The organism is Pseudomonas sp. NPDC096950 (genome assembly GCF_044762525.1).
In the GTDB taxonomy this organism is placed as follows: domain Bacteria; phylum Pseudomonadota; class Gammaproteobacteria; order Pseudomonadales; family Pseudomonadaceae; genus Aquipseudomonas.
Genome location: NZ_JBIWEL010000011.1, coordinates 30,538 through 50,643, shown reverse-complemented (window position 1 = coordinate 50,643; position 20,106 = coordinate 30,538). Strand labels below are relative to the sequence as shown.

The 20,106-nt window shown below is 58.2% G+C and carries 16 protein-coding genes; 14 read left to right on the top strand and 2 right to left on the bottom strand.

The window, feature by feature from the left end:
* Positions 1–143 precede the first annotated feature (143 nt).
* The 8 genes from ACIQY3_RS17920 to ACIQY3_RS17885 all read left to right on the top strand — a co-directional run bounded on the left by ACIQY3_RS17920 (position 144) and on the right by ACIQY3_RS17885 (position 10,900).
* Positions 144–1,769, top strand: coding sequence for an ABC transporter substrate-binding protein (locus ACIQY3_RS17920; RefSeq protein WP_403021789.1), 1,626 nt, complete (start codon positions 144–146; stop codon positions 1,767–1,769).
* Between the two features lie 301 nt (positions 1,770–2,070).
* Positions 2,071–3,672: an ABC transporter substrate-binding protein gene (locus ACIQY3_RS17915; RefSeq protein WP_403021787.1), complete on the top strand. Its 1,602-nt coding sequence runs from the start codon at positions 2,071–2,073 to the stop codon at positions 3,670–3,672.
* Positions 3,673–3,844: 172 nt separating this feature from the next.
* Positions 3,845–5,257: an OprD family porin gene (locus tag ACIQY3_RS17910; RefSeq protein ID WP_403021785.1), complete on the top strand. Its 1,413-nt coding sequence runs from the start codon at positions 3,845–3,847 to the stop codon at positions 5,255–5,257.
* A 78-nt stretch (positions 5,258–5,335) separates the two neighbouring features.
* Positions 5,336–6,931, top strand: a complete 1,596-nt coding sequence (locus tag ACIQY3_RS17905) for an ABC transporter substrate-binding protein (protein WP_403021783.1) — start codon at positions 5,336–5,338, stop codon at positions 6,929–6,931.
* Positions 6,932–7,005: 74 nt separating this feature from the next.
* The gene (locus tag ACIQY3_RS17900; protein ID WP_054049982.1) at positions 7,006–8,016 is read left to right on the top strand and encodes an ABC transporter permease subunit; all 1,011 of its coding nucleotides are present in this window, start codon (positions 7,006–7,008) and stop codon (positions 8,014–8,016) included.
* A gap of 13 nt (positions 8,017–8,029) precedes the next feature.
* On the top strand, positions 8,030–8,941 hold the full coding sequence (locus ACIQY3_RS17895; RefSeq protein ID WP_403022016.1) for an ABC transporter permease subunit: 912 nt from the start codon (positions 8,030–8,032) through the stop codon (positions 8,939–8,941).
* Positions 8,942–8,951: 10 nt separating this feature from the next.
* Entirely contained in the window at positions 8,952–9,920 is a 969-nt protein-coding gene (locus tag ACIQY3_RS17890) for an ABC transporter ATP-binding protein (protein WP_403021780.1), read from the top strand.
* On the top strand, positions 9,920–10,900 hold the full coding sequence (locus ACIQY3_RS17885; protein ID WP_403021778.1) for a peptide ABC transporter ATP-binding protein: 981 nt from the start codon (positions 9,920–9,922) through the stop codon (positions 10,898–10,900). Before ACIQY3_RS17890 ends, ACIQY3_RS17885 begins: the two co-directional genes overlap by 1 nt.
* A gap of 178 nt (positions 10,901–11,078) precedes the next feature.
* Here the strand turns inward: ACIQY3_RS17885 and ACIQY3_RS17880 are convergent, their stop codons facing one another.
* Complete coding sequence (locus tag ACIQY3_RS17880) at positions 11,079–11,339, bottom strand: hypothetical protein (protein ID WP_403021776.1); 261 nt, start codon at positions 11,337–11,339, stop codon at positions 11,079–11,081.
* A 476-nt stretch (positions 11,340–11,815) separates the two neighbouring features.
* Positions 11,816–13,399: a peptide chain release factor 3 gene (locus ACIQY3_RS17875; RefSeq protein WP_403021774.1), complete on the bottom strand. Its 1,584-nt coding sequence runs from the start codon at positions 13,397–13,399 to the stop codon at positions 11,816–11,818.
* Positions 13,400–13,764: 365 nt separating this feature from the next.
* Between ACIQY3_RS17875 and ACIQY3_RS17870 the strand changes: the two genes are divergently transcribed.
* The 6 genes from ACIQY3_RS17870 (at position 13,765) to ACIQY3_RS17845 (ending at position 20,077) form a co-directional block, all read left to right on the top strand.
* Complete coding sequence (locus ACIQY3_RS17870) at positions 13,765–14,481, top strand: ABC transporter permease (RefSeq protein WP_403021772.1); 717 nt, start codon at positions 13,765–13,767, stop codon at positions 14,479–14,481.
* Positions 14,482–14,501: 20 nt separating this feature from the next.
* Positions 14,502–15,410 carry a glycine betaine ABC transporter substrate-binding protein gene (locus tag ACIQY3_RS17865; protein WP_403021770.1) on the top strand — a complete coding sequence of 303 codons (909 nt, stop codon included), beginning with the start codon at positions 14,502–14,504 and terminating at the stop codon, positions 15,408–15,410.
* Positions 15,411–15,422: 12 nt separating this feature from the next.
* Entirely contained in the window at positions 15,423–16,076 is a 654-nt protein-coding gene (locus ACIQY3_RS17860) for an ABC transporter permease (RefSeq protein WP_054049996.1), read from the top strand.
* Positions 16,073–17,230 carry a betaine/proline/choline family ABC transporter ATP-binding protein gene (locus ACIQY3_RS17855; RefSeq protein WP_403021768.1) on the top strand — a complete coding sequence of 386 codons (1,158 nt, stop codon included), beginning with the start codon at positions 16,073–16,075 and terminating at the stop codon, positions 17,228–17,230. The genes ACIQY3_RS17860 and ACIQY3_RS17855 overlap by 4 nt, the downstream gene beginning before the upstream one ends.
* Before the next feature lie 451 nt (positions 17,231–17,681).
* A complete protein-coding gene (locus ACIQY3_RS17850) occupies positions 17,682–18,845 on the top strand; it encodes a type III PLP-dependent enzyme (protein ID WP_054049998.1) in 1,164 nt (387 codons plus the stop codon).
* Positions 18,846–19,012: 167 nt separating this feature from the next.
* Entirely contained in the window at positions 19,013–20,077 is a 1,065-nt protein-coding gene (locus tag ACIQY3_RS17845) for an alpha-xenorhabdolysin family binary toxin subunit A (RefSeq protein WP_403021765.1), read from the top strand.
* Positions 20,078–20,106 lie beyond the last annotated feature (29 nt).

Below are 20,106 nucleotides of genomic sequence, written 5' to 3'. Positions count from 1 at the left end.
ATTAAGGTACGTTCGTGCCACTGTTTAAGACTTGTGGCCGTTCTGGATCTTGCAATGGGTATGGCCCCTGCATAAGTATCCGCAGGCACGACTCACGAGGTCGTCCTCTAATTCCAAAAATGACAACAAATCATGAGGCCACCATGCTTAAACACGCGGTCATTCCGTTTTTAGTCGGCGCCAGCTTGTTAGCTGCCGCACCTTTCGCCCAAGCGGCGACTAACCTGGTGTTTTGCTCCGAAGGGAGCCCGGCCGGTTTTGATCCTGGTCAGTACACCACCGGAACCGACTTCGACGCCTCTGCAGAAACCATGTTCAACCGCCTGACCCAGTTCGAGCGCGGCGGCACCGCCGTTGTTCCTGGCCTGGCGACCAGCTGGGACATCTCCACGGATGGCCTGACGTACACCTTCCATCTGCGTGAAGGCGTCAAGTTCCACACCACCCCGTACTTCAAGCCTACTCGTGAGTTCAACGCCGACGACGTGCTGTTCACCTTTAATCGCATGATTAACAAGGATGATCCGTTCCGCAAAGCGTACCCGACTGAATTCCCGTACTTCACCGATATGGGGATGGATACCAACATCACCAAAATCGATAAAGTCGACGACAAAACCGTCAAGTTCACCCTGAAAGAAGTGGATGCCGCGTTCATCCAGAACATGGCCATGAGCTTCGCGTCCGTGCAATCCGCCGAGTACGCTGCCCAGCTGCTCAAGGAAGGCAAAGCCGCCGACATCAACCAGAAGCCGGTCGGCACTGGTCCGTTCGTGTTCAAGAGCTACCAGAAAGACTCCAACATCCGCTACACCGGGAACAAGGACTACTGGAAGCCTGACGACGTCAAGATCGACAACCTGATCTTCGCCATCACCACCGACCCGTCGGTCCGCATCCAGAAGCTGAAAAAGAACGAGTGCCAGATCACTCTGTTCCCACGTCCGGCCGACCTGAAGGCGCTGCAAGAAGACAAGACACTCAAAGTGCCTAACCAGGCTGGTTTCAACCTGGGTTACATCGCCTACAACGTGATGGACAAGATCAAGGGCAGCGATCAGCCGAACCCGATGGCCCAACTGAAAGTGCGTCAGGCACTGGACATGGCCGTCAACAAGCAGCAGATCATCGACTCCGTTTACCAAGGTGCTGGTCAGCTGGCCGTCAACGCCATGCCGCCAACCCAATGGTCCTACGACACCACCATCAAGGATGCGCCGTACAACCCTGAGAAAGCCAAAGAGCTGCTCAAGGAAGCGGGCATCAAGGAAGGTACCGAGATCAACCTGTGGGCCATGCCGGTTCAGCGTCCATACAACCCGAACGCCAAGCTGATGGCTGAAATGCTGCAGTCCGACTGGGCCAAGATCGGTATCAAGGCCAAGATCGTGACCTACGAGTGGGGCGAGTACATCAAGCGCTCCAAAGGCGGCGAAAACGGCGCGATGCTGATTGGCTGGAGCGGCGACAACGGTGACCCGGACAACTGGCTCAACGTGCTGTTCGGCTGCGACTCGTTGCAGGGCAACAACTTCTCCAAGTGGTGTGACAAGAAGTTCGACGGCATCGTAAAAGAAGCCAAGCGCACGACCGACCAGGGCAAGCGCACCGAACTGTACAAACAGGCGCAACACGTCCTCAAAGACGCCGTTCCGATGACACCTATCGCTCACTCGACGGTGTTCCAACCCATGCGCGACAACGTGCAGGACTTCAAGATCAGCCCATTCGGCTTGAACTCCTTCTACGGCGTCAGCGTCAGCAAATAAGATTTGGCAACGGCGACGTATTTAACGTCGCCGTTGCTTTATCTGCCGGGAATGTAGGAATTCTCTGACAGCCAAATCCGCTGCGGACTACCGCAGATGTTTAGGACGTGTCGGCTTTTCCTACGAGTTTTTCAGGCCTTTCCGCATTTACTGCCAGACCCACGGCCCATACCGTCGGGATCTGACCAGTTCATGCGTGGGCCCTCGGTTTGCGGCGTGCACTGGATTGAGATCAATGAAGCCTCCACGTCCCTGGACGGGACGGCGGCTCATTGTTAAACACTAAAAAAGAGGGAGCGTTATGCGCCATACCTTGGTTTTATCCGCATTGCTGGGCACCGGCCTGTTGGCCGCCACTTCCATCAGCCAGGCCGCCAACAACAGCCTGGTCTTTTGCTCCGAAGGCAGCCCCGCCGGTTTCGACACGGCGCAGTACACCACTGCGACCGATAACGATGCCGCCGAGCCGCTGTACAACCGACTGGCAGAATTTGAAAAGGGCGCGACCAACGTCGTACCGGGCCTTGCAACGAGCTGGGATATTTCCGAAGACGGCCTCACGTACACCTTCCACTTGCGCGAAGGGGTGAAATTCCACACCACGCCTTACTTCACGCCGACCCGCGATTTCAATGCCGATGACGTGCTGTTCACGTTCAATCGCATGCTCGATCCGCAGCAACCCTTTCGTAAGGCTTATCCAACCGAGTTCCCGTATTTCAACGGGATGAGCCTGAACAAGAACATCGCCAAGGTCGAAAAGACCGGGCCGCTGACCGTGGTCATGACGCTCAACAGCGTGGACGCCGCGTTCATTCAGAACATCGCCATGAGCTTCGCCGCCATCCTGTCCGCCGAATACGCCGACAAACTGCTGGCGGACGGCAAACCGAGCGAGATCAACCAGAAGCCGATCGGCACCGGGCCGTTCGTGTTCAAGAGCTACCAGAAAGACTCCAACATCCGCTACAGCGGCAACAAGCAGTACTGGGACCCGAGCCGGGTCAAGCTCGACAACCTGATTTTCGCCATCAACACCGACGCGTCGGTGCGGGTGCAGAAGCTCAAGGCCAACGAATGCCAGATCACCCTGCATCCGCGCCCGGCCGATGTCACGGCACTGAAGAACGACCCGAAACTCAAGCTCATCGAAAAGCCAGGTTTCAACCTCGGCTACATCGCCTATAACGTGCGCCACAAACCGTTCGACCAGCTCGAAGTGCGTCAGGCGCTGGACATGGCGGTGAACAAGCAAAGCATTCTCAACGCCGTGTACCAGGGCGCCGGGCAACTGGCGGTCAACGCCATGCCGCCGACCCAATGGTCCTACGACACCAGCATCAAGGATGCCGCCTACAACCCGGAAAAAGCCAAGGAACTGCTCAAGGCTGCCGGCGTGAAGGAAGGCACCGAAATCACCCTCTGGGCCATGCCGGTCCAGCGCCCGTACAACCCCAACGCCAAGTTGATGGCCGAGATGCTCCAGGCGGACTGGGCGAAAATCGGCCTCAAGGTGAAGATCGTCAGCTACGAATGGGGCGAGTACATCAAGCGCACCAAGAATGGCGAGCACGACGTCAGCCTGATCGGTTGGACCGGTGACAACGGGGACCCGGACAACTGGCTGGGCACGCTTTACAGCTGCGACGCCATTGGCGGCAACAACTACTCCATGTGGTGTGATCCGGCTTACGACAAGCTGATCAAGCAGGCCAAGATCGTCACCGATCGTGACCAGCGCACCGTGCTTTACCAACAGGCGCAGCAATTGCTCAAGCAGCAAGTGCCGATCACGCCAGTCGCTCACTCGACGGTCAACCAACCGTTAAGCGCCAAAATCGAAGGGTTCAAGGTGAGCCCCTTTGGTCGCAACGTGTTCTCGGGTGTCAGCATAGAAAAATAACCGACTAGCCAGAAACGCTGAGGGCGGATTCCGTCCTCACGCAAGCGTGTTGCCGTAATTCGCCGATTCGGCCTACAGCAAACGTTTGCGATGCTTGAAATGAGTTCTAAACCAAATAGCCGGATCACCAAAAAAGACCGGCATTAAAAAAAGAAAGAAAGGAGCTTCACCCATGAAACTGAGCAACACCGCGATCTTGGCCTTGGCCATCAGCAGCATCACCGCCACGGCTTACGCGGAATCCCAAAGCCAGGAGTTCACCCCGGTCACGGTCAACACCGCCAGCGCCCAAGCGGATGCACCCGGCTTCCTCGAAGGTTCGACGATCAGCGGCACGACCCGTAACTGGTACGCCAACGAACAACTGAAACGTGGCGGCAAGTTCACCTACCGCAAAGACGGCGTAGCCACGCCGACTGACCGCCGGATCAACTGGGTCCAGGGCACCATCGTCAACTACACCTCGGGCTTCACCCAGGGCACCGTGGGCGTCAGCACTGAAGTGGCTGCGTACAACGCCGTTGCACTGGAGCGCGATCGCAAGAACCTGGCATCCAACAACGGGGGCGCACCGGGTTCCCGTCCAGGCGCGGGCAACAACCGTACGCTGACCAACGAAGGCGGCGACGCTGAAGGCCAGTGGAGCAAACTGGGCCTGGCCAACGTCAAGTTCCGCGTGTCGAACACCACCCTGACCGCCGGTCGCCAGAACTTCAGCACCCCGATTGTCGATAACATCGGCAACCGTCCTCTGCCTTCGAGCTTTGAAGGTGTGAGCATTCACAGCGAAGAGCTGAACAACCTGTCGTTCGACGCCGGCACTTTCGATCGCGTATCCCCGCGTACCGAAGAAAGCCTGTCGAAATTCCGCTCCGAGTACACCAACAACAGCGCTGAAACCGATCACGTCAACATCGTCGGCCTGAACTACCAGCCGCTGAAAAGCCTGAAGACCAGCCTCTACGCTTCCCAGGTTGAAGACTTCTGGAACCAGTACTACTTCGGCGCCACCCACGAACTGGGTGACAGCTCGGTCCTGAGCCTGACCACTGGCCTGAACTACTACAAAACCGTCGATGCCGGCAAAAAAGAGATGGGTGAAATCGACAACGACACCTACTCCCTGTCGTTCGGCCTGACTCACCAGGCCCACAGCCTGACCTTCTCGTACCAGGAAGTGAACGGTAACGAGTACTTCGACTACCTGCATGAAACCAACGGCATCTACCTGGCCAACTCCCTGCTGTCCGACTTCAACGGCCCGAACGAAAAATCGTTCCAGATCGCCTACGGTCTGAACATGGCTGAATATGGCGTGCCAGGCCTGAAGTTCAATATCTACCAGGCTCGCGGCTGGGGCATCGACGGTACTCACTACACCGGCACCGCCTACGACGTACGCAACATGGACGGCGAACACCATTACGAATACGGCATCGGTACTTCGTACGCCGTACAGAGCGGCCCGCTTAAAGCGACCACCGTTCGCGCGACCTACACCACCCACCGTGCCAGCGAAAACCAGGCCGATGGCAGCATCAACGAGTTCCGTCTCGTGACCACCATCCCGTTCAAAGTCTTGTAATAACGCACGCCAACGGCTGACTCATGACGAGTCGGCCGTTTGGCTTTTATCTGTTCAACCGATTGCAGAGGGTTCTTGATGAAAATGCTTCCCCTACGTGCGGCCATCGCTGCCGCGTTGCTGAGTGTCGCTGTTGGCGTCTCGGCCAAGCCCTTGGTGGTCTGCACCGAAGCCAGTCCGGAAGGCTTCGACATGGTCCAGTACACGACTGCAGTCACTGGCGATGCGGTGTCCGAGACCATTTTCAACCGTCTGGTCGCCTTCAAGCCCGGAACCACTGAAGTGATTCCTGCACTGGCCGACTCCTGGGACATCAGCGAAGACGGTCTGACCTACACGTTCCACCTGCGCAAAGGCGTCAAGTTCCACACCACCGATTACTTCAAGCCGACCCGCGACATGAACGCCGACGACGTGGTCTGGAGCTTCCAGCGCCAACTGGACCCGAATCACCCGTGGCACAAACTGTCGAGCGTGGGTTTCCCGTACTTTGAAAGCATGGGCTTCAAGGAACTGCTCAAAAGCGTCGAGAAAGTGGATGACAACACCGTCACTTTCACGCTGACCCGTCGTGAAGCGCCGTTCCTGGCGGACGTCGCCATGGCGTTCTCCTCGATCTACCCCGCCGAATACGCCGACCAGTTGCTCAAGGCCAACAAGACCGGCGACCTGAACAACAAGCCGATCGGCACCGGCCCGTTCGTTTTCCAGCGCTATGCCAAGGACGCTCAGGTGCGCTTCAAGGCCAACCCGGACTACTTCCTCGGCAAGCCACCGGCTGACGCACTGATCCTGGCCATCGCCACCGACAACAATGTGCGCCTGCAAAAGCTCAAGGCCAACGAGTGCCAGATCGCGCTGTATCCGAAGCCGGATGACATCCCGAGCATCAAGAAAGACCCCAACCTGAAGGTTGATGAGATGAACGCGATGACCGTCTCGTACATCGCCATGAACACTCAGCACAAATACATGAGCGACGTGCGGGTGCGTAAAGCCATCGACATCGCCTTCGACAAAGCGGCCTACGTCAATGCGTTGTTCGGCAAAGACAATGCGACTGTCGCGGTCAACCCATACCCGGACACCCTGCTTGGCTACAACCACAAACTGACCAATCCGCCACGCGACCTGGACAAGGCGCGCGCCCTGCTCAAGGAAGCCGGCGTGCCGGACGGCACTGTGCTCACCCTGTTCACCCGTAACGGTGGCGGGCCGACCAACCCGAACCCGATGCTCGGCGCGCAGATGATGCAGTCCGATCTGGCCCAGGTCGGGATCAAGCTCGATATTCGCGTCATGGAATGGGGCGAAATGCTCAAACGCGCCAAAAACGGCGAGCACGACATGGTTTCTGCCGGATGGGCGGGCGATAACGGCGACCCGGATAACTTCCTTACGCCTAATCTAAGTTGCGAAGCCGCCAAGAACGGCGAAAACTACGCCCGCTGGTGCAACGAGAAATTCCAGGCACTGATCGACGATGCACGGGCTAAAGTGAACCCGACGGAACGTGCGGCGCTCTACGAACAAGCCCAGGAGGTTTTCAATCAGGACCAGCCATGGATCAACATGGCGCACACCCGTATGTTCACCGCAATGCGCAACAACGTAGAGGGCTACCACATTAGCCCCCTCACCACTAATAACTTCGCCACCACCCAGGTGAAGTAGATAAGAAAACTCCCGGCGTCCCTGACCCCAGGGACGCCAGGCACGCCTAACCGGCTGATGAGGTACCACACAAGATGTTTAGTTTTATTGCCCGCCGACTGGGGTTACTGATCCCCACGTTTTTCGGCATCACCTTGCTGACTTTCGCGCTGATTCGCATGATTCCGGGCGACCCCGTGGAAGTAATGATGGGCGAACGTCGGGTCGACCCCGAAATGCACGCCCAGGCAATGGAACGCCTGGGTCTGAACAAACCCCTGTATGCCCAGTACCTGGATTACATCGGCAAGTTGGCCCACGGCGACCTTGGCGAATCCCTGCGTACCCGTGAAAGTGTCTGGACCGAGTTCAGCTCTCTATTCCCCGCGACCCTGGAACTGTCCATGGCCGCGCTGTTGTTCGCCGGCATCCTGGGCCTGTTGGCCGGGGTGATTGCGGCACTCAAGCGAGGATCCCTGTTCGACCATGGGGTGATGGGCATCTCCCTGGCGGGATATTCGATGCCGATCTTCTGGTGGGGCCTGATCCTGATCATGTTCTTCTCGGTGTCCCTGGGCTGGACCCCGGTGTCCGGGCGGATCGACCTGCTGTATGACATCGAGCCGCGCACCGGTTTCATGCTCATCGACACGTTGCTGGCCGATGACGTCGGCGCGTTCTTCGACGCCCTGCATCACCTGATCCTGCCGGCCATCGTTCTCGGCACCATCCCGCTGGCGGTTATTGCGCGGATGACCCGTTCTTCGATGCTCGAAGTGCTGCGTGAAGACTACATCCGTACCGCCCGCGCCAAAGGCCTGTCGCCGGCACGCGTGGTATTCGTGCACGGCCTGCGCAACGCGCTGATCCCGGTACTGACCGTGGTCGGCCTGCAAGTCGGCACGTTGCTGGCCGGTGCGGTCCTGACCGAAACCATCTTCTCCTGGCCCGGCATCGGCAAATGGCTGATCGAAGCCATTGGCGCACGGGATTATCCCGTGGTGCAAAACGGCATCCTGTTAATCGCCTGCCTGGTGATTCTGGTCAACTTCGTAGTGGACATCCTCTACGGCTTTGCCAACCCACGCATTCGTCACCAGCGCTGAGATCATCATGACCATGACCACCCCAATTCCAGCGGTAGCAGTCGATCAAAGCCTGCTGTACCCGTCTCCGTACAAAGAATTCTGGCAAGCATTCTCCAAGAACAAAGGGGCCGTCGCCGGCCTGCTGTTCATGCTGCTGGTGATTTTCTGCGCGATCTTCGCGCCGTGGGTTTCCCCGCACAACCCGAGCGAGCAATACCGTGACTTCCTGCTGACCCCGCCGTCCTGGCTGGAAGGCGGGCAGATCCAGTTCCTGCTCGGCACCGATGAACTGGGTCGCGACCTGCTGTCGCGGCTGATCAACGGTTCGCGCCTGTCCCTGCTGATCGGTTTGTCGTCGGTGGTGATGTCGCTGATTCCGGGCATCCTGTTGGGTCTGTTCGCCGGGTTCTTCCCGCGCGTGCTCGGCCCGACCATCATGCGCCTGATGGACATCATGCTGGCCCTGCCGTCCCTGCTGCTGGCCGTGGCGATCGTCGCCATCCTCGGCCCTGGCCTGATCAACACCATCATCGCCATCGCCGTGGTTTCGTTGCCGTCCTATGTTCGTCTGACCCGCGCTGCGGTGATGGGCGAACTGAACCGCGACTACGTGACCGCCGCGCGCCTCGCCGGCGCCGGCCTGCCACGCCTGATGTTCGTCACCGTGCTGCCGAACTGCATGGCACCGTTGATCGTTCAAGCGACCTTGAGCTTCTCCTCGGCGATTCTCGATGCCGCGGCCCTGGGCTTCCTGGGCCTTGGCGTTCAACCGCCAACCCCTGAGTGGGGCACCATGCTGGCTTCGGCTCGCGACTACATCGAACGCGCCTGGTGGGTCGTCAGTCTGCCTGGTTTGACCATTTTGCTCAGCGTGCTGGCAATCAACTTGATGGGCGACGGCCTGCGCGATGCGCTGGACCCGAAACTCAAGAACGCCGCCTGAGGAGATTCAAATGTCACTGTTAGAAATCAAGAATCTCAACGTTCGCTTTGGCGACAAGAACGCCGTTCCGGTGGTCGATGGCCTCGACATTACCGTGGACAAGGGCGAAGTCCTGGCCATCGTTGGCGAGTCGGGTTCCGGTAAATCCGTGACCATGATGGCGCTGATGGGCCTGATCGAGCATCCGGGGATCGTCACCGCCGACGCCCTGAATTTCGACGGCAAGGACATGCTCAAGCTCAGCAACCGTCAGCGCCGGCAGATCGTCGGCAAAGACCTGGCCATGGTCTTCCAGGACCCGATGACCGCGCTGAACCCGAGCTACACCGTCGGTTTCCAGATCGAAGAAGTGCTGCGCCTGCACCTGAAAATGTCCGGCAAGCAAGCGCGCAAGCGTGCCATCGAACTGCTGGAAAAAGTTGAAATCCCGGGCGCCGCCAGCCGTATGGAAGCCTACCCGCATCAACTGTCCGGCGGCATGAGCCAGCGTGTTGCGATCGCCATGGCGATTGCCGGCGAACCGAAACTGCTGATCGCCGACGAACCGACCACCGCCCTCGACGTGACCATCCAGGCCCAGATCATGGACCTGCTGCTGGCCCTGCAGAAAGAGCAGAACATGGGCCTGGTGCTGATCACTCACGACCTCGCGGTCGTGGCTGAAACCGCCCAGCGCGTGTGCGTGATGTACGCCGGTCAAGCGGTGGAAGTGGGTCAAGTGCCGCAACTGTTCGACATTCCGGCGCACCCGTACAGCGAAGCGCTACTCAAGGCGATTCCGGAACACAGCCTCGGCGCCACGCGCCTGGCCACATTGCCGGGTATCGTTCCCGGCCGTTATGACCGTCCGCAGGGTTGCCTGCTGTCGCCGCGTTGCCCGTACGTGCAGGACTCCTGCCGCCAGCAACGTCCAGGCCTTGACCCGAAAAGCAACAGCCTCGCCCGCTGCTTCTACCCGCTGAACCAGGAGGTGGCGTAATGGCCGTCGTACTTACCGCCCGCGACCTGACCCGTCACTACGAAGTGTCCCGTGGCCTGTTCAAGGGCCATGCGACCGTGCGCGCCTTGAACGGTGTGTCGTTTGAACTGGAAGCCGGCAAGACCCTCGCTGTCGTTGGCGAATCGGGTTGCGGCAAATCCACCCTGGCCCGCGCCCTGACGCTGATCGAAGAGCCGTCCTCCGGTTCCTTGAAAATCGCCGGGCAGGAAGTCACCGGTGCCGACAAGGCCCAGCGCAAACAACTGCGCAAAGACGTGCAGATGGTGTTCCAGAGCCCGTACGCCTCGTTGAACCCACGGCAGAAAGTCGGTGACCAGCTCGGCGAACCGCTGCTGATCAACACCAACCTGTCGGCGGCTGAACGTCGCGAGAAAGTCCAGGCGATGATGAAGCAGGTGGGCTTGCGTCCCGAGCATTACCAGCGTTATCCGCACATGTTCTCCGGCGGTCAACGCCAGCGGATCGCCTTGGCTCGCGCCATGATGCTGCAACCGAAAGTGCTGGTGGCGGACGAACCGACTTCCGCGCTCGACGTGTCGATCCAGGCCCAGGTGCTGAACCTGTTCATGGATTTGCAGCAAGAGTTCAACACCGCCTATGTGTTCATCTCCCACAACCTGGCGGTAGTCCAGCACGTGGCCGATGACGTGATGGTGATGTACCTCGGCCGCCCGGTGGAAATGGGCCCGAAGAACGACATCTACGAGCGTCCGCTGCACCCGTACACCCAGGCGTTGCTGTCGGCCACCCCGACCATTCACCCGGACCCGAACAAGCCGAAAATCAAGATCGTCGGCGAGTTGCCCAACCCGTTGAACCCGCCGTCCGGCTGCGCTTTCCACAAGCGCTGCCCGTACGCCACCGAGCGCTGCAGCACCGAAGAGCCGGCCCTGCGCCCTCTCGATAACCGCCAGGTGGCTTGCCACTACGCGGAGCAGTTCCTCGACGGCGCGGCGTAAAAATGTGGGAGCGGGCTTGCTCGCGAAGGCGGTGTGTCATTCAACAGTGATGTCGACTGACACGGCCTCTTCGCGAGCAAGCCCGCTCCCACAGGGATTACCGCTTTAGCTGTTAACCAAACCCCTTTTCCTGGATTGCGCATCAGTCCGGTGGAAGGGGTTTTCTTTTGTCCGGGATTTACGACTGGCTATCGCCCTCGTCGTCGTCATCGGTGTCCGGCTCGACGGTGGTCGAATCGTCATCGTCCTTGCTGCCGCCCTGATCCTTGTCACCGCCCTCGGATTCCGATTTGGCGATCATCAGTCCGCTGCTGTCATGCCCCGCAACGCCGCTAAATCCCTGTGGATGACTCGGATTGGCCGCCCACGCCGCCGACGTGCCGAGGGACAGCATCACCAAAACCTTAAGCAACAGCACAATGCGTTGAAAAATGCTCATAGCCGATTCCATCCTTTCTGAAGTGCAGCATGGGTGCCTGACGGCGCATGACCCGATTGCCGTGGCGCTGACTGAAATCTAGTTCCGATCGGCAGGGTTCACCAGATAGGACGCTAACGAAGGGCTGGAATTGCCGTGAATGGGCAGATTGGTTTGGAATAAGGGTTATGCCGAATTCGCACCCCTGATCATTCCCACGCTCTGTGTGGGAATGCCTCAATGGACGCTCTGCGTCCGCTCCTGGAACGCGGAGCGTCCCGGGCTGCATTCCCACGCAGAGCGTGGGAACGATCCATCTCCTGTGGGAGCGGGCTTGCTCGCGAAGGCGGTGGATCAGTCAACATCATTGCTGAATGACACACCGCTTTCGCGAGCAAGCCCGCTCCCACAGGGGGTTTCGTTTAACCGCTAGAAATCGGGGCAATAAAAAACCCCGCAGCTTTCGCCACGGGGTTTTGGGTGTAGCCAGTCAGCGCTTAGTGATGCTCACGGGTCGCACGGAATTTCACGTCCGGCCAGCGCTCTTCCATCAACGCCAGGTTGACCCGGGTCGGCGCGAGGTAGGTCAAGTGACCGCCGCCGTCGATGGCGAGGTTTTCCACGGCCTTGACCTTGAACTCCTCCATCTTCTTCTTATCGTCGCAATCGATCCAGCGCGCGGAGTACACGGTGATCGGCTCGTAAGAGCACTCGACCTTGTATTCCTCTTTCAAGCGGCTGGCGACCACATCGAACTGCAGCACACCGACGGCGCCGAGGATGATGTCGTTGCTGCGCTCCGGGAAGAACACCTGGGTCGCGCCCTCTTCCGCCAATTGCTGCAAGCCCTGGCGCAGTTGCTTGGATTTCAGCGGATCACGCAGACGTACGCGGCGGAACAGTTCCGGGGCGAAGTGCGGGATGCCGGTGAAGCCCAGGGCTTCGCCTTCGGTGAAGGTGTCGCCGATCTGGATGGTGCCGTGGTTGTGCAAACCAATGATGTCGCCGGCAAACGCCTCTTCCAGTTGCTCACGCTCCGAGGAGAAGAACGTCAGCGCGTCGCCGATCCGCACGTCTTTGCCGGTGCGCACGTGGCGCATCTTCATGCCTTTTTCGTACTTGCCGGAGCAGATACGCATGAAGGCGATACGGTCGCGGTGTTTCGGGTCCATGTTCGCCTGGATCTTGAACACGAAACCGGCGAATTTCTCTTCGACCGGCTCAACGGTACGCTCGTTCGCAACACGGGCCAGGGGTTTCGGCGCCCAGTTGACCACGGCGTCGAGCACGTGATCGACACCGAAGTTACCCAAAGCAGTACCGAAGAACACCGGGGTCAGTTGGCCGTCGAGGAATTCCTGTTGATTGAATTCGTGACAGGCGCCCTGCACCAGTTCCAGTTGATCGACGAAGCGATCGTACTCGTCGCCCAAATGCGCGCGGGCTTCATCGGAGTCGAGCTTCTCGATGATTTTCACATCGGTGCGCTCGTGGCCGTGACCGGCGGTGTACACGATGATGTAGTCGTCGGCGAGGTGGTAAACGCCCTTGAAGTCGCGGTAGCAACCGATCGGCCAGGTGATCGGTGCAGCCTTGATCTTCAGGACCGCTTCGATTTCGTCGAGCAGTTCGATCGGGTCACGGATGTCACGGTCGAGTTTGTTGATGAAGCTGACAATCGGCGTGTCACGCAGACGGCATACGTCCATCAGCGCAATGGTCCGAGGCTCTACACCCTTACCGCCGTCGAGGACCATCAAAGCCGAGTCCACTGCCGTGAGGGTACGGTAGGTATCTTCGGAGAAGTCTTCGTGGCCCGGGGTGTCGAGCAGGTTGATCATGTGATCGCGATACGGGAACTGCATGACCGACGTGGTAATCGAGATACCACGCTGCTTTTCCATTTCCATCCAGTCGGAGGTGGCATGGCGGTCGGACTTGCGGGATTTCACCGTGCCCGCAATCGCAATCGCCTTGCCCATCAGCAAGAGCTTCTCGGTGATGGTGGTTTTACCGGCATCGGGGTGGGAAATAATGGCGAAAGTGCGGCGTTTCGCGACTTCGGCGGCCTGTTTGGTCATGGGAAATCGCCTGGCAGGTGATTCAAAAAAGGGCGGCGAGTATAGCGCAAACCGAGCGCCACGGACCACCGCTCGCCCAGTCGCCGGCGGCAATTGACGGACACAAAAGGACATAAACGGTGGCTAAATGCTGCTAATTATGGAACCTTTTAAAAGGTGGAGGCGTCCACTCCCCTGTTACAGCTCTCGTAGCAGGGTTTGAAAAACCTGCAAGTTAGCCTGACGAGGCTGCGCTTATGGCTCGATCTCATGCGGTTGCACCAGCATGAAGAGCTGCTTCTCGCGAACGTTGATATCCCGGCAGCCAGGAATGGTATTGCCACACGGGACTGCGTTCGCCGACAAAGAAAAAAAGGAGTCCGCCTGTGGCTATTCGCTATGGCAAGGGGCTTATTGGAGGTGCGGTTGTCGTCGCACTCCTGGCCCTGCTGGTCCATTGGATTGGCATCAACACGATCGAACATTACCGCGACGATTTGTTTTTTTACCTGCAAGCTCACTTGATTCTCGTCCTTGTTTCCATGCTGGCCGCCCTCGTTGTGGGCATCCCCGCCGGTATCTTCCTCAGCCGCCCGACCATGGTGGGCCGCGCTGAACGCTTCATGCAGATCTTCAACATCGGCAACACCGTGCCGCCTCTCGCCGTACTGGCCATCGCCCTGGGGATTCTGGGCATCGGCAGCGGCCCCGCGATCTTCGCCCTGTTCCTCGCCTCGCTGTTGCCGATCGTGCGCAACACCTATGAAGGCCTGAAAAATGTCCAGGGTTCGCTGAAAGAAGCGGCGGTCGGCATCGGCATGACCCCGACACAAGTGCTGTGGAGGGTCGAACTGCCGAACGCGGTGCCGATCATCATCGGCGGCGTGCGCGTGGCTCTGGCGATCAACGTCGGTACCGCACCGTTGGCGTTCCTGATTGGCGCCAATAGCCTGGGCAGCCTGATTTTCCCTGGCATCGCCCTGAACAATCAGCCGCAACTGCTGCTCGGCGCCGCTTGCACCGCCCTGCTGGCCTTGCTGCTCGACGGTCTGGTGACACTCGCCAGCCGCCTCTGGCTCGAACGCGGCCTACGCCCGTCTTAAGCCTCGGCAAAGGAATACTCATGAAAGCTCTACACCTAAAAGGCATGACCTTAATATTGGGCTGCGCCCTGCTGTTCGCAGGATTTGCCCAAGCCGCTGAAAAACCGGTGATCCGCATCGGCGCACGGGTGTTCACCGAACAAACCCTGCTCGCCGAAATCACTTCCCAATACCTGCGCACCAAGGGTTACGACACCCAGGTGACCGGCGGTCTTGGCAGCAACCTGGCCCGCAGCGCCCACGAAAGTGGCCAGCTCGATTTGATGTGGGAATACACCGGCGTCTCGCTGGTGGCTTACAACCATGTCACCGACAAGCTCGACAGCGCTCAGTCCTACGCACGGGTGAAAGAACTCGACGCGAAAAAAGGACTGGTCTGGCTCACGCCGTCGAAATTCAGCAACACCTACGCCCTGGCCCTGCCGGAAACCACCGCGAAGGCTTACCCGCAGATCAACACCATCAGCGAGCTGAACACGGTGCTGCAGGCCGAGAAGAAAGATAACCACCTCGTCGCGCTGGACACCGAGTTCGCCAACCGCTCCGACGGTCTGGACGGCATGGTCGATCTCTACGGCATGAACCTGACCCGCAAGAACATTCGGCAGATGGATGCTGGCCTCGTCTACACCGCCCTGCGTAATGGTCAGGTGTTTGCCGGCCTGGTCTACACCACCGACGGTCGTTTGAATGCCTTCAAGCTCAAGTTGCTCGAAGACGACAAGCATTACTTCCCGGACTACACCGCCGCGCCAGTAGTGCGTCAGGTTTACCTCGACGCCCATCCGAAGCTTGCCGAAGAACTCAAGCCACTGGCTGAACTGTTCGACGACGCGACCATGCGCCAGCTCAACGCGCGGGTCGATGTCGATCACGAAAGCCCTTCATCCGTTGCCGCAGATTTCCTGCGCCAGCATCCCCTGAACTGAGGAGGAGAAGACATGGAATTTCTGAACGCCTTTTCCCATCTCGATTGGCCGCTGGTGCTGCACCTGACCTTGCAGCACATCACCCTGGTCGGCATCGCCGTGACGCTGGCGATCCTCGTGGGCGTGCCGCTGGGCGTCCTGATGACACGCTTCCCGACACTGGCCGGCCCACTGCAAGCCAGCGCCACGGTGCTGTTGACCGTGCCGTCGATTGCGCTGTTCGGCCTGCTGCTGCCGTTCTACTCCAAGTTCGGCCAGGGCCTGGGCCCGATGCCGGCGATCACCGCAGTGTTTCTGTATTCGCTGCTGCCGATCATGCGTAACACCTACCTGGCGCTGACCGGCGTCGAACCCGGCATTCGCGAAGCCGCCCGCGGCATCGGCATGACCTTCGGCCAGCGCCTGCGCATGGTTGAACTGCCGATCGCGGTGCCGGTGATCCTTGCCGGTGTACGCACCGCCGTGGTCATGAACATTGGTGTCATGACCATCGCCGCGACCATCGGTGCCGGTGGCCTCGGTGTACTCATTCTCGCTTCAATCAGCCGCAGCGACATGTCGATGCTGATCGTCGGCGCCGTGCTGGTCAGTCTCCTGGCCATCTTCGCCGACCTGCTTCTGCAATGGCTGCAACGCACGCTGACTCCAAAAGGACTGCTCAAATGATCGAACTTCAAAACCTCAGCAAGACCTTCCAAAGCAACGGCAAAGATGTGAAAGCCGTGGACTCGGTAAGCCTGACCGTCAATGAAGGCGAAATCTGTGTGTTCCTCGGGCCATCGGGTTGCGGCAAAAGCACCACGCTGAAAATGATCAACCGCCTGATCAAGCCGACCTCGGGCAAGATCCTGATCAATGGCGAAGACACCACCGACCTCGACGCCGTGACCCTGCGTCGCAACATCGGTTATGTGATCCAGCAGATCGGCCTGTTCCCGAACATGACCATCGAGGAAAACATCACCATCGTTCCGCGCTTGCTGGGTTGGGACAAACAGAAATGCCACGACCGCGCTCGCGAGTTGATGAGCATGATCAAGCTTGAACCCAAGCAGTACCTGACGCGCTACCCGCGTGAACTGTCCGGCGGTCAGCAGCAGCGGATCGGCGTGATTCGCGCACTGGCGGCGGATGCGCCGTTGTTGTTGATGGATGAACCGTTCGGCGCGGTTGACCCGATCAACCGCGAGATGATCCAGAACGAGTTCTTCGAGATGCAGCGCGCATTGAACAAGACCGTGATCATGGTCAGCCACGACATCGACGAAGCCATCAAGCTGGGCGACAAGATTGCGATCTTCCGCGCCGGCAAGCTGTTGCAGATCGATCACCCGGACACGCTGCTCGCGCACCCGGCGGACGACTTTGTCAGCAACTTCGTCGGCCAGGACAGCACGCTCAAGCGCCTGTTGCTGGTGAAAGCCGAAGACGCGGCGGACAACGCGCCGTCGGTGAGCCCGGAAACCCCGGTGGCCGAGGCCCTGGAGTTGATGGACGAACTGGACCGTCGTTATGTGGTGGTCACGGACGGTGAGAACAAGGCGCTCGGTTATGTACGACGTCGCGACCTGCACCGTCAGACCGGGACTTGCGCCCAGTACCTGCGCGAGTTCAACGCCACCGCAGCGTTCGACGAGCATTTGCGCATCCTGCTGTCGCGCATGTACGAGTTCAACCGCTCGTGGCTGCCGGTGATGGACGCCGAGCGGGTGTTCCTCGGTGAAGTGACCCAGGAATCGATTGCCGAGTACCTGAGCTCCGGCAAATCCCGTGGCGGCAAGACCAGCATTGTTTCGCCAGCCGAGACTGCGTTGGCCTGATCTGACGCCTTCGCGAGCAAGCCCGCTCCCACATTGGATCTGTGTAGCAACACAGATCCCCTGTGGGAGCGGGCTTGCTCGCGAATGAAGGCAACACAATTCCCCCTGAAGCCCGGCAAATATCCCTGTCAGGGGAACATCACACTGTCATGCAGGTCGGTTACATCAGTAACTGTCGGGGACCGCACGACGGAAGCGTGCAAAAACGCGACATTTTTTGTTGATCTCAAGCCCCTCACGCCCTAAAGTTCGCGCCGAACGTCCATGCTGGAAACGATCCATCCGGCTCAAGTACTGACGACGAGACAGCAAGGCCAAGGGAAGCACCGCCTCCCATGGCCTTTTTGCTTTCGGCGACATGCCTTGGGAAGTAGGCGAACCAAAGTGGGGATACGGAGGACGTTCATTTGCACCCATTGTTAATTTCAGTTTGCCAGTAGGAGATCCCAGCATGTCGATCAACGTCGAAGACTATTACGCGCGCGAAACCTTCCAGAGATTGAAGGCCTTCGCCGACACGCAAGAAACCCCGTTCGTGGTGATCGACACCGCGATGATCAGCCAGGCCTATGACGACCTGCGCGCCGGTTTCGAATTCGCCAAAGTCTATTACGCGGTCAAGGCCAACCCGGCCGTCGAAATCATCGACCTGCTCAAAGAGAAAGGCTCGAGCTTCGACATCGCGTCGATCTATGAGCTGGACAAAGTGATGGACCGCGGCGTTAGCCCCGACCGCATCAGCTACGGCAACACCATCAAGAAATCCAAGGACATCCGCTACTTCTACGACAAGGGCGTGCGCCTGTTCTCCACCGACTCCGAAGCCGACCTGCGCAACATCGCCAAGGCTGCACCGGGTTCGAAAGTCTACGTGCGCATCCTCACTGAAGGCTCGACCACTGCCGATTGGCCTTTGTCGCGCAAATTCGGCTGCCAGACCGACATGGCCATGGACCTGCTGATCCTCGCTCGCGACTTGGGCCTGGTGCCTTACGGCATCTCGTTCCACGTCGGCTCGCAACAGCGTGACATCAGCGTCTGGGACGCGGCGATCGCCAAGGTCAAAGTGATCTTCGAACGCCTGAAAGAAGAAGACGGCATCCACCTGAAGCTGATCAACATGGGCGGCGGCTTCCCGGCCAACTACATCACCCGCACCAACAGCCTGGAAACCTACGCCGAAGAAATCATTCGTTTCCTCAAGGAAGACTTCGGTGACGACCTGCCGGAAATTATCCTGGAACCGGGCCGTTCGTTGATTGCCAACGCCGGCATCCTGGTCAGCGAAGTGGTACTGGTCGCGCGTAAATCCCGTACCGCCGTAGAGCGATGGGTGTACACGGATGTGGGCAAGTTCTCCGGCCTGATCGAAACCATGGACGAAGCCATCAAGTTCCCGATCTGGACCGAGAAGAAAGGCGAGATGGAAGAAGTTGTCATCGCCGGCCCGACCTGCGACAGCGCCGACATCATGTACGAAAACTACAAGTACGGTTTGCCGCTGAACCTGGCGATCGGTGATCGTTTGTACTGGTTGTCCACCGGTGCCTACACCACCAGTTACAGCGCCGTTGAGTTCAATGGCTTCCCGCCACTGAAATCCTTCTACGTGTAAGCGTACCGCTTCAATAAAAAACCCGTGATCATTCACGGGTTTTTTATGGGCGATCAATTAAACCAAACAAATAATTACTAAAGAACAGTTACAGACCAAACATACACTTATTTTAAAAACACTATTACCCTGAGGACTCAACACACATTCTAAAAGGAATTAGATCAATGCAAACAAGTAACAATGCCTCAACCCCCATTATTACGAAAGACGACATTCGCAAGATCAAACATTACATTGCCACCGCTAAAGCGCTGCCTGTTACCCTTGAAGCAGTTGAACATCAACTGAAAACCAAAAAGACCAATATTGTCGGCCTGGAACCGTTCGATGTTGTCGACCTTTATTGCAAGATCATCAATAACGCCAACTCATGGAAAGACATTGAAGGTTCCATGAAGCGCGTCGGTGGCAGCCTTGCGACTTTTTCCGAGGACCTGGAAAGTTTCGGGCAAGACATTATTGATGCCATCGTGACCATGCCCGGCTATCAAAACTACATCGGTACGATCGAAACCATGAGCGAGGAGGAAATCAACAGCCTTCCACCGCTGGAGATCGGCAAGACCGAGAAAAACCGCTTTGGCTCGATCAAGGAATCCCTCGAATTCATTGGCCGCTCAATCGATGACAAGAAGCTGAGCAGCCAGGACATCGTAGCGCACTTGAAGTATTTCAAGGCTGAACTGCACGATGAAGTACAGATCGGCATCGGCGCGAAGCTGAAGCTGGCCAGCAACGAAGAGATCAACAGGCAGATCACCCAGATCAATCAAAAAATCGACGAAGCCCAGAAACGCATTGACGAAAAAACCCGTGCCACTTCGCCAACGTTTTTTGATCATGTCATGGGCTTTGTCAACCCGCTGGGCTCTCAGCACTACAAGGTGGTGGCCGACCTGCAGAAAGTTCATCTTTCACCCTTGATCAGGGAACGCGAACAACTGACAGAGCAAGTCAAACAAAAAAGTATTCTCGCAGGGACACTGCTTGAACTTCATAGTGAACTGGATAGCCTGATGACTTACGTTGAAGGCGCTATAACAAGCACCTCGCAACTTGAAACCTTATGGATCTCGACGTCCGAATACATCGATGCTTCGAAGAACAAAGTTGCCGGAATCAATGATTTCCTGACCCTTAGAAGTTTTGTTTCCAGCCTGAAGGTCATTCTGAAAAACTGGAAAAGCATTCAAAACAACGCGAACGCCCTTATTACCGCATTCGACTAATCAACCCCTATACATTGGAAAAGGATTTC

Bases quoted from the DNA above. Each gene is read 5' to 3' on its own strand.
- ACIQY3_RS17850 (WP_054049998.1), top strand. From the start codon at position 17,682: ATGTCGATCAACGTCGAAGACTATTACGCGCGCGAAACCTTCCAGAGA.
- ACIQY3_RS17845 (WP_403021765.1), top strand. From the start codon at position 19,013: ATGCAAACAAGTAACAATGCCTCAACCCCCATTATTACGAAAGACGAC.
- ACIQY3_RS17900 (WP_054049982.1), top strand. From the start codon at position 7,006: ATGTTTAGTTTTATTGCCCGCCGACTGGGGTTACTGATCCCCACGTTT.
- ACIQY3_RS17885 (WP_403021778.1), top strand. From the start codon at position 9,920: ATGGCCGTCGTACTTACCGCCCGCGACCTGACCCGTCACTACGAAGTG.
- ACIQY3_RS17860 (WP_054049996.1), top strand. From the start codon at position 15,423: ATGGAATTTCTGAACGCCTTTTCCCATCTCGATTGGCCGCTGGTGCTG.
- ACIQY3_RS17920 (WP_403021789.1), top strand. From the start codon at position 144: ATGCTTAAACACGCGGTCATTCCGTTTTTAGTCGGCGCCAGCTTGTTA.
- ACIQY3_RS17905 (WP_403021783.1), top strand. From the start codon at position 5,336: ATGAAAATGCTTCCCCTACGTGCGGCCATCGCTGCCGCGTTGCTGAGT.
- ACIQY3_RS17880 (WP_403021776.1), bottom strand. From the start codon at position 11,339: ATGAGCATTTTTCAACGCATTGTGCTGTTGCTTAAGGTTTTGGTGATG.
- ACIQY3_RS17895 (WP_403022016.1), top strand. From the start codon at position 8,030: ATGACCACCCCAATTCCAGCGGTAGCAGTCGATCAAAGCCTGCTGTAC.
- ACIQY3_RS17910 (WP_403021785.1), top strand. From the start codon at position 3,845: ATGAAACTGAGCAACACCGCGATCTTGGCCTTGGCCATCAGCAGCATC.
- ACIQY3_RS17875 (WP_403021774.1), bottom strand. From the start codon at position 13,399: ATGACCAAACAGGCCGCCGAAGTCGCGAAACGCCGCACTTTCGCCATT.
- ACIQY3_RS17915 (WP_403021787.1), top strand. From the start codon at position 2,071: ATGCGCCATACCTTGGTTTTATCCGCATTGCTGGGCACCGGCCTGTTG.
- ACIQY3_RS17855 (WP_403021768.1), top strand. From the start codon at position 16,073: ATGATCGAACTTCAAAACCTCAGCAAGACCTTCCAAAGCAACGGCAAA.
- ACIQY3_RS17865 (WP_403021770.1), top strand. From the start codon at position 14,502: ATGAAAGCTCTACACCTAAAAGGCATGACCTTAATATTGGGCTGCGCC.
- ACIQY3_RS17890 (WP_403021780.1), top strand. From the start codon at position 8,952: ATGTCACTGTTAGAAATCAAGAATCTCAACGTTCGCTTTGGCGACAAG.